This window comes from Pseudomonas sp. B33.4 (genome assembly GCF_034555375.1).
Taxonomy (GTDB): domain Bacteria; phylum Pseudomonadota; class Gammaproteobacteria; order Pseudomonadales; family Pseudomonadaceae; genus Aquipseudomonas.
Window position 1 is genome coordinate 5,796,240 of the sequence record NZ_CP140706.1, and the last position, 13,724, is coordinate 5,809,963.

The following is a 13,724-nucleotide window of genomic DNA, read 5'->3' on the forward strand; positions in this document are numbered from 1 at the left end:
GTAACGGCTCACGGATAACTGAACGACTTCACCAACGTCAGTTCCCCCACCGCGCGCATCGGGATCAGAAACGTCTCCATTTTCTCGCTCGGCGTGCCTTCTTCAGTAATCACCGTCACCTGCGCCGTGGTCAGCGGCTGCACCGCCTCATCGCCGCCCTCCTCATCCCCGCGATAGCCACCGCCGTAGTAATTCACATAGACCAGATATTGCCCCTTGATCGGCGCCGGCATGGCGAAGATTTCCGGGCCGTAGCCGGTGGTGACGTCGACGTCGAGCGCGGCGCCGTTGGCGGCGCTGCGGTTGCCGTACCAGATGTGCGCGCCGTCGGGGGTGACGAGGTGCAGGTCGAGGTCGGTGCCGTCGCTGTCCCACGCCAGCAGTACGCGCAATTTCGCCGGGGTGGCGCCGCCGCTGGTGTTGAGGAATTGCGTGCGGTGGCGTTGTTGGCCATCGGGACTGCGCACTTCCACGCTGTTGCTGCCGTTGGGGAAGGAAAACGGGCGGTCAAAGCGGCCGCTGTCGTCGATTTTCAGCGGCATGCTCACGCCATTGACGATCAGCCGCCCGGGTTCGTTGTCCTTCCGCGCCGCTTTGATCTCGCCGCTGATGCGCGCGGTGTTAGCCTGGCCGATCGGGGTGTTGACCGATGAGGCCGGGTAGTTGACGGTCTGGCGAAAGCTTTCGCCCTCGCCTTCGGGAGCGCCACTGCGCCAGCCGCCGACCGGGGTGTCGAGTTTGACGCTGTCAGCGGCCATCGCCGGCGCTAGAGCGGTCAAGGTGCAGAGCAGCAGCAAGACCTGTGGATAACGAAGTGTCATGGTCTATTCCAGCAAAAGGTGACGGGCGAGCCCTTCGATGTAGGTTTCATCCTGGCCATTCGGGTGTGCTTCAAAGGCCAGGTGCAGATATTCGTGGGTCAGGTCGAGGCGATCCTGGAGGGTCAGCACGCCGCGCACGTAGATACGTTGGCGTTCACGGTCGACGAAGGGCCGGCCGAAGGCGAGTTTGCACACGGCGAATGTGCTGACTTCGTTGTAGCCGGTTTCGCTCTCCAGCGTCGGGCGCCAGCCGCGTCGCTGTTTCAGCAGCCAGTCTTGGGCGGCGGGCAGCGCTTCGCAGGAAGCGACCGGGTTGTCCCAACGGCTGAGGCTGGCGCGCGGATAGGCGTGCAGCAGAATGGCGTCGTAACGTTGACCGGCGTTGGCTTGCTCGACGGCTTGTTGCCAGGCGAGTTTGTCGGGGCCGGGTTGATCGGAGTGATAGGTGACGGTGCTGCCGGCCAGCACAAGGTCCGCCGTCCACGCCGCGATGCTGCGTGATTCCATCGAAGCTGGCCGTGGTGCAACGCGCTGGCGATTGCTGCTGTCATCGATGCTCAGGCAGTCGCCGTTGCGTGTGGCGTTTTGCAGCAGATAAGTGCGAATCGCCACGGCGAGGGCTTTGGCTGCTTCGGCAGGTTCCGGTTTGGCTTCGCGCTCCAGTACGCGGGCGACGTACTCTTCGCGATCAAGCCTTGCGACGAGTTTTTCGTTGAGCAGAAACAGTTCGCCATCGCTGTGGATATCCAGCGCGTTGCCATTGGCGAATTCGACGCGGTAGTCGCCCTGCAACGGGCCGGATGTCGCGAGGCGATCACCCGCTAACACCTTCGAAACTGGGTACTTCGAAAACAGGCTGACTTCGACACAACGCCCCGCCTCTGCCGGCCAGGCTGCCGGCAACACGGTCGCCAATGCTTGGCCGTAATGGCGCAAGACCATCTGACTGGTGCCACGCCCGCCAGCCCAGAGCGGCGAGCCGTCCGCCGTCCAACCGGCGAAACCACCCTGCCGCGATTGCGGGTCCTGATCGCCGAGCCAGCTCCAGGTTTTCACCCGCAGGCGCCCGCCCAGCTCGCCGACGACATTGCCATCCGCCGCATTCAGCACCACATCGAGCAACACCCGCCGCGCCTGATCCTGTGCCGGCAACGAGGCCAGGACCTTCAGCAGTTCAACCACGGAAACCCGTTGAGCCGGTTGCACCGACGGCAAATCCAGCAACCACGACGGCGCTTGCCGCGCCTGCCAATAGTTTCGCCAATCCGCCGCTGCAATACCCAGCCGCGCAGGTTCGAAATACAACCCGCAGGATTTCACCAGCGCCTGATCCCGCTCGATCCTGCCGCCCGCCGAGCAGCAATAAACCTCATCCTTCGACTGCCCGCGACATTCATACGCCGGCTCGCGAGCGCCGGTATCAACCAGCCACGCGTAGACAAACAATTTCCACAGACTGCCAAGCGGCGTATCCAGCGATGACGGCAGCGGTTCACGCTTGATCAGTTGTGTCTGACTCAACGACAACAACTCGCCCTTGTACGCCACGCGCAGCGGCTCATCCTGCGCCGTCGCCAGCGCAGGTATCACACACATCAGCAGCCACAGCAGCGGCCGGGTCATATCAGTTGACCGTGACCTGACCGAGGGCGGCTTTCACTTCCTGGGCCTGATGTTGCGGCGCGTACACCTGAGTGAAACGCACCGGCGGCAGGTTGAACTGGCCCTTCTGCGAGAATCGCACCAGATGGCGCAGACGCAACTCGCCGCTCAGCGCATCCACCGGCACGGCGTAAGCCAGTTGCCCCGGTTCGAAGCGCGCCTTCTCCAGCGCAGTCGGTTCGGTGCCGTCCTTGCCCTGCAACTTGATGCCCCAAGTGGTGCGCTCGACATCGGCGCCCGGTGGCAGCGGCACTTCGAGCATGCCGTAGCGCAGCGGTTTCGGCGCTTTGCTGGTGAGGATCACTTCGTCCAGATACAGGCTGTCGCTGGACAACGGCTTGGTCCCGACCGGCTCCAGTTTGAAGGTGAACGCTTCATCGCCCGGCACCAGTCGCGACAGGCGACGGGTGATGGTCACGGCCATCGGATCGACCGCAGGTTGTTGGGTCTGGAAACTCAATGCCGCGCGCAGCGGACGCTCTTGCGTGCCGGACACTGTCAGCACGCTTGGCACGGGCGTGGCGCCCTGCCAAGTCCAGAACATCTCACCGGTTGCACTGTAGTTCTTCTTCCAGCCTTCACCCGGTGTCAGAGCGATGGTCGGCGATGCCTGGGCGATGCTGCGTTGCAACCAGGTCAGCGCCAGCGCACGTTCGAGGGTCGATTGCTGCGGCAACAGTCGTTGCAACAGCGCTTGCGCACGTGCCTGATCGAACGGTTGCAACGACAGGTTCAGCGCTTCGGCAAACGGCTGCGAGCTGACCGAAAGACGCTGTTGTGCAGCAGCCAACTGACGATTGAACGCGTCCGGCAAGGCGACTTTCGACTGCGTGGCCAAAGAGGCGGTCAACGCCCGTGCCGCTGCCAGACCGAGCGCCGAATCCGGATCGCTCATCACCAGACTGTCTTCGCCATCGTCCATCAGGGTTTCGGCGTTACCTTCACCGGCCTTGGCCAGATCCTCCATCAACCCGCTGAGCAAGGTGTTCACTGGCAAATGCATCTGCTTGGCAAACGACAGAATCAGCGCCCGCTGCAGCAATGGCGTGTTCGGCGCTTGCTTGGCGTACACCTCCAGCACCCGCTGCCAATGCTCCGGCGGCAAGGTCAGCTCCAGCACTTGGCTGGCATTCCAGTCGGCGTAGTAGGCGTAAGCAGTGAGGAACGCATCCGGCTCACCGTCATAACCCCACCAGGTGAAGCTTGCCGATGGCCCGGCCATTTGCACCAGACGCAGCCGGCTGTTCTGCATGATCAGACGCAAGCGATCACGAATCTGCGGATTCGATGCCAGCGATGGATAGGCAATGCTTAACGGCAGCAAACGGCTGGCAGTCTGCTCGACGCCGCCATACGGATAGCTGAGCAGATCGTCGAGGGCCGAGCGGAACAACGCTTGCGGACTGTCATCCAGACGCAGGCGAATATCCGTGGCATCCGCCGGCAGACTCAGAGGCGTGTCACCACTGGCAACGTCGAGGCTTTGCGTCTGCGTCACTTGCCAGCCGTCACCGGTCGCACTCAGGCGCACGGCGAGCGAGTCGGCGGTTTTGCCGTCCTGCACCAACTCCGCCGTCCACTCGCCGGAAGCCAGGGCGAACGCCGGCAGCGGCAGGTAGTTGATGCCGTTGTTAAGGGTCACCGGCAGGCGTTGTTCGGCGCCCGCGTAGTGCGTGACGAGTTCTGCCTTGACCGGTTTCTCGGCTTGGCTGAAGGCGAACACGCCGAGTTGCGGCTGATCGCCCTTGCGGAATTTGCTCGGCCCGCTCCACTTCAGATACAGCGGTTTTTCCGAAAGGACGAACTGCTTCTTCTGCCCGACCTGACCGTCATCGGTGATCGCACGGGCAGTGATGCGCCAGCGGGTCAGCGAGTCCGGCATCTTGAAGGTAAAGCGGGTTTTGCCGTCAGCACCGGTCAACAACTCCGGCTGCCACGCGGCGGTGTCGACGTCTTCACGACGCGGCCGCTCCAGCACTTTCACCCCACGCTCGCTGCGGTTGGCTTTGCCCGGCGCGCCGGGGCTACCCGGCAATGCGACGTCGTAGCTGATGAACGACAGGCTGGCACTGGTGCGCACGTTGTTGCGGCGCGGGTGATAGAAGAACTGATCGATGGTCGGCGCGACTTCCGGTTGCAGCGCGTAGACCATTTCATCGACAACACTGACGGTCAGATGCGCCGGAACCGCTTTGCCGGCGAACTGCGTGGTCAGGTCAACCGTGACCGTGTCGCCCGGCAGATAAACCTGTTTGTCAGTGCTGATCGCCACGTCGATTTGCGGCGCGATCACTTTGATCCCGGCGTTCTGGAAACTGTACTGACCGCCCTTGGTGTAGAGCACGGAGAAGGTCAGGTTCGGCGCGAAGTTATCCTTCACCGGGATGCGCGCGCGGTATTGGGTGTCGCTGAGCTTTTCCAGTTTCAACCAGTCGCCGCCCTTGGCCAGCAGCGCGGTGGCTTCGACCTTGTCGCGTTCCAGCGACAGCAACGCATCGCTGACCGGCTCAGGGAAAGTGATCAGCGCCAGCGCTTCATCGCCGGCCTTGTACTCAGGCTTGTCGAGGACGATTTCCACGGTGCCCGGCACCGCTTTTACGCCATCGCCAGTGACCGCATGCCCGGTAGCACCGAGAACGCGACCGTGTTGATCTTTCAGGGTCAGGTTGTAGGTACCTGGCCGTTCGAAAGCCAGACTGAAGCCTTTATCCGTCGCGGCAAGTTTGCCTTCACCGGTGCTCTGGTCTTCCAGACGCACCCAGCCATACGTGCTCGGCGTCACTGCTTTGCTTTGCTCGCTGCCGCCCTCGTTGGCGTAGCTGAACGCAACTTTATCGCCGACCGCGCTGAAGCGTTGCGGCGCGCTCAAGCGGAAGCTTGCGGCGCCACGGTCAATCAGGATTTCCTTGGTGGTCTTGACCCGATACGCCGCGCCATCGCTGGCAAACACGGTGAGCATGTAGCGGCTCGGTTTGTCGGCGGCCGGCAGGTCGAGGCTCGCGTTGCCCTTGCTGTCGGTGGTCAGTTCTGTGCTGGTCAGTTCCACCGGGAATTGCCCGAGGTATTGCAGTTCGTTGTCGACCATCGACAGTTGCTGGGCACGCAGGCTCAGGGTCAGTTTGGCGTTGGCCACCGGTTTGCCGTCCGGGTAGAGCAACACCAGACTGCCTTTGACCGGTTCGCCGGTGCGGTAATCCTGCTTGGCCAGATTCAGCGAAATTTCGAAGTGCGGCTTGATGTATTCCGCCACACGGAAGGCGCTGCTGTAGGCCTGTTCCTTGTAGTTGAAACGAATCTCGTAACCGCCCGCCACCGCGTTGTCCGGCAACTGGAAGCGGCCTTGAGTACCGGCCTTCGAATCGAGCTTCAAATCGAGGTGCTGCAACTCGGTGCCGGTGGCATCGAGCACGCTGACCGTGACATCTGCAGCGCCCGGCAACACCGAGTCCCGCGCATTCTTGAATTCGCGACCGACGATTTTCAGCGACACCCAATCACCCGGGCGATACAGCGGCCGGTCGGTGAAGGCATACAGTTTGGTGTCGTAGATTTCGCTGTCGTAGTAGAAGTTTTCCGAGACGAACACCCCGCCCTCTTCGTCCTCGCCGATGACGAACGAACGCTCCGGGCTAACGTGTTTCAGGCGCAGCAAACCATCGGTATCGGTGGCGCCGCTGCTCATCACGCCGAGGCCGTCAGTCCACAGCACATTGACCTTCGGCACCGAACTGCCTTCGTGTTTGCGCGCCGCCCAGACCAGCAATTCATCACCGGCAATCTTGCTCACTGCCACCGTGTTGGAGACGAAGACCATGGTGGTCGCACGGTATTTACCGATCAGCGCTTCAACCAGATACAGACCCGGTTTCAGATTGCCCAGCGGGATGTAAACGTTACCCGGCGCGACACTGACGAAATCGCTCGAAGACCCGGCCAGATTGACCCCGGTCGGCGGCTGAATCGGCTTGGCCTGCCACAATGGATAACGGAACTGACTGACCACCGGCAGACCCGGGATCAGCGCAAATTGCGGCTGTGCGTCGTACGGCGTCGGCGCGGCAATGGCGTTACCCATCTTCAGCTCCGGCACTTCCTCGGTGACCTGTTTGCGTGACTCATAAGAGAACGCGCGCTGCATCACCCGACGGGATTTGCGGTACCAGTTGTCCCACAGATACGCGAGGGTGTTGGACAGTCCTTCGCCCTTGAACTGGCCGTCGCTGACCACCCGATGCAGGTTCTTCTGACGCTTGAGGAAGTCCAGCGGCTTGTCGATGCGATACACACGAATGTCGGCGCCACCGTACGGTTCCATGCGGAAACGGCGGTAATCACGACCCGGCGCTTCGAGGCGCACCATCGCCTGTTCGTCGGCAGCGAAGCTGCTATCGGCCAGCAGGAAAAAGCTTTCGCCCGAGACCGGCGTGTAGTTGCTCGGCTCGACCGAATCTTCAGCGTTGACGGTGGCCAGTGGCAGCAACAACGCCAGCAGCAAAGGAATTCGGGAACAGAGTCGCAACATGCGGGCACCGGTCATTGGGAGAGAAAGTTCAGTCGATAGACGCCGATGAAGTTGGGGTTGGCTGCGTCGGGTATCCATCGGGTGTCCTTCCATGTCATGAGTTGCTGCAGGCTTGCCGAACGCATGCCGTTGTCAGTCGGGGTGGTGGTGCCGGTGTGATAGGCGATGTAGCGGCCCATCCAGATCATCAGGTGCTGGTCGTCGCCCTGATCGAAAAACATCAAGTCCCCTGGCCGCGCCTGCGACACGTCGCGGCTGACCAGATGGCTGTTGAACTGAATCAGTTTGATCGCGTTGACGTACGGCCCGACCTTGCCGCCACCCTGCTGCCATTGCTGGGCGAGCTTGCGCTGCTCATCGGTCAGCGACAGCTCCGGCGGCAGATAACGATTGGACAGGCCATTGCTGCGCAGCCATTTGTCGTCGTGGACTTTCAGCGCTTCGTTGGCGGCGAAACGCACCAACCCGGCGCAATCCTGCTGATACCAGCGCGGGCTCGGGCCTTGGCTCAGTTGCTCTTGGGCAATACGCACGAACCAGGCGCGAAACACCTGGGACTGCGCCGGATCCAGTGCCGGCGCTTCGACGGCGCGGGCGCCCGCGCTGAGTAACAGCGCGAGCAGGCCGAGGCTGCGGATCAGTGTCGTCACAGCGCTTTCCATTCCAGCGGCAACCACTGCCAGTGGCCGTCAGGCTCGCTGCCTTCGGGCAAGGTCAGGGCATATTTGCCGTAGCCACCGAGGGTGCGCAGTTTCGGAATCAGGTAGGTTTGCGCGGCGTTGTAAAACACCGGTTCCATGTCCTGCGGCAGGCTGTCGAGGGTTTCCTGCTGCATCAGTTGCGCCATCGAATCCGGGCCGAAGTAGATCGGCATCAGCACATCTTTGGGCAGCACGTCGGCCATTGGCGGGAAACGTTTGTCGAGGGTGCCGAGGGCCTTGTCGACCAGTTTGTCATCGAGGGAAAACAACAGCGTCGAGCCGTGACGGGCGAGGCTGACTTTCATGAACGCCTTGCCGGAAATCGCGTCCGGGTTCTCGGCAGTCTTCGCCGCATACGGGCCGAAATTGGAACTGACCTGACGCTGCCAGACGTGACTCTGGCCTTCCTGCTTCTCGACCACCGGGAAGACGTTTTCGTCGACGTTGGCCTCGAACGCACCGACCATCGAGCCAAACAGCTTGCCGAGGTCGCCATCGAGCTTGCTGCTGTCCTCGTCTTTCAGGCTGGCCACCAGCAACGGCGTGTACAAACGCGAATCGGCATACCAACACAGACCAGCCGCGCCAGCCACATGCTCGGTAAGGGTTTGCGCCACAGCTTCTTCAGCGCCGAGTTTTACCAGTAGTGGTTTTTGCGGTTCGGCAGCGACCGGCAAGGTTACACAGGCACTGGCACCCAGTGGCATCGCTTGCCAGACCGGTTTGAAATCGAAGTCGGGCTGGTTTTCCAGCTCGTCCATGGCCAGGTAGCTGTGCCAGCCCTTGTCGTCCATATCGAAGCGCAGCCCGGCGAAGTTCGGGATGAAGCGCTGATACCCCATGGCGAGGACGCTGGAATTGACCGACAGACGCTGTTTGGTTTCCGGGGTTTTCGCCGGCAGGCCGAACGCTTCGGGGAACAGTTTTTCGCCATTGAGCAACGCCGCCAGCGCCTGTGGCGAGACGTGCCCCGACTCTTCGGAGACGCCACTTTCAGGGTCGTAATACTTGGCCGGGTTCGACAGCACCACCAGTTTGTCGCCGTGGGAAGCGAACAGCAGGGCTTTGCTGGCGTTGTAGGTCAGTTGGTACAGCGGCACGCTATCGCCGCCGACTTTGAGTTCGCCCATCTGGCTGAGCTGCGTGTCATCCAGCGCGACTTTCGCCAACGGTTCGAGCAGTTTCGCCAGACCACCGCGATCCATCACCAGCAGGAAATCCTTCAAGCGACCATCCGCCCCGCGCCACAGTGCGACATCGGCCGGCTGATCGAAAAGCTGCTCGATCAGGCTGTCCTGCAACTTCAGGTCATGCTCGTAGATGATCCGGCGCAGACTGCCGATCAAGCCGAGGCGATCAGCATGGGTCTCGTAGTAGAAGACGAAATCTTCGGTGAGCGTGGCCTTGAGGAACGGCACCGTCAGCAGGTCCTTGGGCAACTGGCTCAACGAGCGGGTTTCGAGCAACGCATCCGGACGGCTCAGGCCGAGCTTGTCACTCGCCAGCTCCGCCGGGGGCGCCTTGGGCTTGAGCAGCAGCCAGCCAAAACCACCCGCCACGCCGGCCACCAGGCACAACCCGGCCAGCAGCAACGGCCAGCGTCGCGAAGGTTTGGCCACGGGCGTGTCGGCGGCCGGAGTAACAGTGTTATCGCTCATCTTCTCGCTCATTTCCCAAAGCTCAGGATTTCATCCGTGGCGGAATGCTTACTTAATAGTTGAAAGTCTTGACCAGCAGCAGATCACCGATCGCCCGCAGGGGCACGATGAACGTTTCGCGTTTTTCGTCGACGGTGTTTTCGTTGAGCACCAGCGTGATCTGCGAGGTGATCACCTCGTTCTGGTTGCTGGTCTCCTCGAAGTTATAGCCGCCGTTGCCGAAGTTGCCCCAATAGTTGACGTAAACCAGATAGGTGCCATGCAGCGGCGCGGTCATGGTGAACATTTCCGGGCCCGGGCCATCGACACCATCCGGGTCGAGGCCGCCGCCATTGCTCAGCGCCGGCTGCGCCCAGAACGCATGCTGACCGTCGGGCGTGACAATGTGCAGGTCGAGCTCGGCTTTCGGGTCGTCCCATCCCAAGACAAGACGAATCCGCGCCGGCGTGCGCAAGTTGTTTGCTTCATAAAATTGCACACGCTTGAGCGACTGGCCTTCGGCGCTGATCACCTCGACGCTGTTGGAGCCCGCGCCGAAGGCGTACGGCCGGGCAAAACGACCCTGGTCGTCGGTGTACAGATTCAGTGGATTGCCATTCACCGCAAGGCTGTGCGGCGGGCGCATATGGCCGATGGCCTTGAGCTGACCCTGGATCATCGTGCGATTGCGCTGGATACCGCGATCAATCGGCGGCGTCGGGTAGGCGACTTGCGGGTTTTCCGTGCGATCGAGCAAGCCGTGATAGCGCCAGCCAGCGACCGGCTCCGACAGCTCGGCCGTCGGCGCCGCCAGCAGCGCGGGCGCGCAGGCCAGGCCGATCAGCAGCCAAAGAAATGAACGCATGTAATGCCTCCTGCCATGCCTGAACGAAACCTTGCACCCGATCCTCGGTACTTCACAGCGGTGAAAACTGCGTTTCGTCTGAAAGACCCGTGACTATGGGGTCGTAGAAGGCGCGAAGATTAGCGATTCGGCGGTTTTTTAACAATCGGATACATGTGCTTTTGCTGTAGGAAACCTGCTTTTCAAGGGGCGTGAGCCGAATAGAGAGATTATTCGGCTCACAAAATGAGCCGAATAGGTTTCAGCCTTCCCGAATCGCCTCAGGAAAAAGGGCCGGTCGCACCCCGCTCATTTGCCCATAAACCCCCTATCTGCTAGTGTCGCGCCGGTTTAACGTCAACCGGAAATCGCCGCCATGGCCCGCAAAAAAGCTGCACTGGATTTCGAACAGTCCCTCGCCGACCTGCAAACACTGGTCGAGCGTCTGGAGAACGGTGAATTGTCGCTGGAAGACTCGCTGACCGCTTTCGAGCAGGGCATCGGTCTGACCCGTGACTGCCAGGCAGCGCTGGCGCAAGCCGAGCAGAAGGTGCAAGTGCTGCTGGAGCGCGATGGCGAACTCGCCGAGGAACCCTTCGACGCGGAACAGCCAGAATGATTGCAGCGTATACGGCGACCAGTCAGACCCGGGTTAACGCAGCGCTGGAAACCCTGTTCAACGCGCCGTTGCCGGAACTGGCGCGGCTTTACGAAGCCATGCGCTACAGCGTGATGAACGGCGGCAAACGCGTGCGTCCGCTGCTCGCCTACGCCGCGTGCGAAGCGCTCGGTGGCAAGGCTGAGCAAGCCAACGGTGCGGCGTGCGCGGTTGAGCTGATCCACGCCTACTCGCTGGTTCACGATGATTTGCCGGCGATGGACGACGACGATCTGCGTCGCGGCCAGCCGACCACGCACAAGAAATTCGATGAAGCCTGCGCGATTCTTGCTGGTGACGGTTTGCAGAGTCTGGCCTTCAGCGCCCTGCTCGACCCGCGCCTGAGCGATTGCAGCAGCGACATCCGCCTGCAAATGGTCACTGCGCTGGCACAGGCTGCGGGCCCGGCAGGCATGGTCGGCGGTCAAGCCATCGACCTCGGCTCGGTTGGCCTGAAACTCGATCAGAAAGCCCTCGAACAGATGCACCGGCACAAGACCGGCGCGCTGATCGAGGTCAGCGTCAAACTCGGTGCTCTGGCCAGTGGCCGCGCCGAGAAAGACGAACTGCGTGCCCTGCAGACTTATGCACAGGCTATCGGCCTGGCCTTTCAGGTGCAGGACGACATCCTCGACGTCGAAAGCGATACCGAAACCCTCGGCAAACGCCAGGGCGCCGATATCGCCCGCGACAAGCCGACCTACCCGGCCCTGCTCGGTCTCGACGCCGCCAAGGCCTATGCTTTGGAACTGCGCGATCAGGCCCTGCACGCCCTGCGACCGTTTGACGCGGCAGCCGAGCCTTTGCGCGAGCTGGCCCGGTATATCGTCGAGCGGCGCAACTGACGGCGTATCAGCCAAAAAAGACCAACGCGTGGGCAGGGGGCGATGCATCAGGTAAACTGCCGCATCTTCTATACCTATAACGATTCGCCTGATGCCCACGACGTTTCATGAGATTCCCCGCAAGCGCCCGACCACGCCCCTGCTCGACCGCGCGAACACGCCGGACGGCCTGCGCCGGTTAGGCGAAGCCGAGCTGGAAACCCTGGCCGATGAGTTGCGCCTGGAACTGCTCTACACGGTCGGCCAGACCGGTGGGCATTTCGGTGCCGGCCTGGGCGTGATCGAGCTGACCATCGCGTTGCATTACGTCTTCGACACACCGGACGACCGTCTGCTGTGGGACGTCGGGCATCAGGCGTATCCGCACAAGATCCTCACCGGTCGCCGCGAGCGCATGGGCACCCTGCGCCAGAAGGACGGCATCGCCGCTTTCCCGCGTCGCTCCGAGAGCGAGTACGACACTTTTGGCGTCGGCCACTCCAGCACCTCGATCAGCGCAGCGCTGGGCATGGCCATTGCCGCCCGCCTGCAGAACAGCGATCGCAAGGCAATTGCCGTGATCGGCGATGGCGCGTTGACCGCCGGCATGGCTTTCGAGGCGCTGAACCACGCGCCGGAAGTGAACGCCAACATGCTGGTGATCCTTAACGACAACGACATGTCGATCTCGCGCAATGTCGGCGGCCTGTCGAATTATCTGGCGAAAATCCTTTCAAGTCGCACTTACGCGAGCATGCGTGAGGGCAGCAAGAAAGTCCTGTCGCGCCTGCCCGGCGCCTGGGAAATTGCCCGTCGTACCGAAGAATACGCCAAAGGCATGCTGGTCCCCGGCACCCTGTTCGAAGAGCTGGGCTGGAACTACATCGGCCCGATCGACGGCCACGACCTGCCAACGCTGATCGCCACGCTGCGCAACATGCGTGATCTGAAAGGCCCGCAGTTCCTGCACATCGTCACCAAGAAAGGCAAAGGCTTCGCCCCGGCGGAAGTCGACCCGATCGGTTACCACGCGATCACCAAACTGGAACCACTGGACGCTCCGGCCGCCGCGCCAAAGCAGGCCAGCGGGCCGAAATACTCGGCGGTGTTCGGCGAATGGTTGTGCGACATGGCTGCGGCTGATCCACGTCTGGTCGGGATTACCCCGGCGATGAAGGAAGGCTCGGACCTGGTGGCGTTCAGCGAACGTTTCCCGCTGCGCTACTTCGACGTGGCGATTGCCGAGCAACACGCGGTGACGTTCGCCGCCGGCATGGCCTGTGAAGGCGCAAAACCGGTGGTAGCGATCTACTCGACGTTCCTCCAGCGTGGTTACGACCAGTTAGTGCATGACGTCGCGGTGCAGAACCTCGACGTTTTGTTCGCCATCGACCGTGCAGGTTTAGTTGGCGAAGACGGCCCGACCCACGCTGGCAGCTTCGATCTGTCGTATCTGCGTTGCATCCCGGGCATGGTCATCATGACCCCGAGCGATGAAAACGAACTGCGCAAAATGCTCACCACCGGTCACCTCTACAACGGCCCGGCGGCGGTGCGTTACCCGCGTGGCAATGGACCGAATGCGACCATTGAGAAAGACCTCGAACCGATCGAAATCGGCAAGGGCATCGTCCGTCGTCAGGGCAGCAAAATCGCCCTGCTGGTCTTTGGTGTGCAACTGACCGAAGCGCTGAAAGTTGCCGAGAAGCTGGATGCCACGGTGGTCGACATGCGCTTCGTCAAACCGCTCGATGAAGCGCTGGTGCGCGAGATTGCCGGCAGCCACGAATTGCTGGTGACCATCGAAGAGAACGCGATCATGGGCGGCGCCGGTGGCGCGGTCAGCGAGTTCCTCGCGCGTGAGAACATCCTCAAGTCGATGCTGCATCTGGGCTTGCCGGATGTTTACGTAGAGCACGCGAAACCTGCGCAGATGCTGGCTGAGTGCGGGCTGGATGAGGCCGGGATCGAAGCGTCGATTCGCGAGCGTCTGACCTTACTCGACAAATAAACGCATTACCCTTGTGGGAGCGAGCCTGCTCGCGAAAGCGGACT

Annotated in this window: 9 protein-coding genes; 3 read left to right on the forward strand and 6 right to left on the reverse strand. The window is 61.8% G+C overall.

Features of this window, described 5'->3' with window-relative positions:
- Positions 1-8 precede the first annotated feature (8 nt).
- Genes U6037_RS25635 through U6037_RS25660 form a run of 6 tightly spaced genes read right to left on the reverse strand, consistent with a single transcriptional unit; the run spans position 9 to position 10,208 of the window.
- Entirely contained in the window at positions 9-821 is an 813-nt protein-coding gene (locus tag U6037_RS25635; RefSeq protein WP_322844946.1) for a YfaP family protein, read from the reverse strand.
- A gap of 3 nt (positions 822-824) precedes the next feature.
- Positions 825-2,444: a DUF2300 domain-containing protein gene (locus tag U6037_RS25640; RefSeq protein ID WP_322844947.1), complete on the reverse strand. Its 1,620-nt coding sequence runs from the start codon at positions 2,442-2,444 to the stop codon at positions 825-827.
- 1 nt (position 2,445) lies between these two features.
- Complete coding sequence (locus U6037_RS25645; protein ID WP_322844948.1) at positions 2,446-7,020, reverse strand: alpha-2-macroglobulin; 4,575 nt, start codon at positions 7,018-7,020, stop codon at positions 2,446-2,448.
- Complete coding sequence (locus tag U6037_RS25650) at positions 7,017-7,667, reverse strand: DUF1175 domain-containing protein (protein WP_320336264.1); 651 nt, start codon at positions 7,665-7,667, stop codon at positions 7,017-7,019. The genes U6037_RS25645 and U6037_RS25650 overlap by 4 nt, the downstream gene beginning before the upstream one ends.
- Positions 7,652-9,364, reverse strand: coding sequence for a DUF2138 domain-containing protein (locus U6037_RS25655; RefSeq protein ID WP_322844949.1), 1,713 nt, complete (start codon positions 9,362-9,364; stop codon positions 7,652-7,654). The genes U6037_RS25650 and U6037_RS25655 overlap by 16 nt, the downstream gene beginning before the upstream one ends.
- Before the next feature lie 52 nt (positions 9,365-9,416).
- On the reverse strand, positions 9,417-10,208 hold the full coding sequence (locus U6037_RS25660) for a YfaP family protein (RefSeq protein ID WP_322844950.1): 792 nt from the start codon (positions 10,206-10,208) through the stop codon (positions 9,417-9,419).
- Between the two features lie 355 nt (positions 10,209-10,563).
- On the opposite strand from U6037_RS25660, the gene U6037_RS25665 reads away from it, so the two are divergent.
- The 3 genes from U6037_RS25665 to dxs all read left to right on the forward strand — a co-directional run bounded on the left by U6037_RS25665 (position 10,564) and on the right by dxs (position 13,680).
- Positions 10,564-10,806: an exodeoxyribonuclease VII small subunit gene (locus U6037_RS25665; protein WP_003228627.1), complete on the forward strand. Its 243-nt coding sequence runs from the start codon at positions 10,564-10,566 to the stop codon at positions 10,804-10,806.
- Positions 10,803-11,690 (forward strand): (2E,6E)-farnesyl diphosphate synthase, encoded by an 888-nt coding sequence (gene ispA, locus U6037_RS25670; protein WP_322844951.1) that lies wholly within the window; start codon positions 10,803-10,805, stop codon positions 11,688-11,690. Before U6037_RS25665 ends, ispA begins: the two co-directional genes overlap by 4 nt.
- Before the next feature lie 91 nt (positions 11,691-11,781).
- Entirely contained in the window at positions 11,782-13,680 is a 1,899-nt protein-coding gene (dxs, locus tag U6037_RS25675) for a 1-deoxy-D-xylulose-5-phosphate synthase (protein ID WP_322844952.1), read from the forward strand.
- Positions 13,681-13,724: the final 44 nt, after the last annotated feature.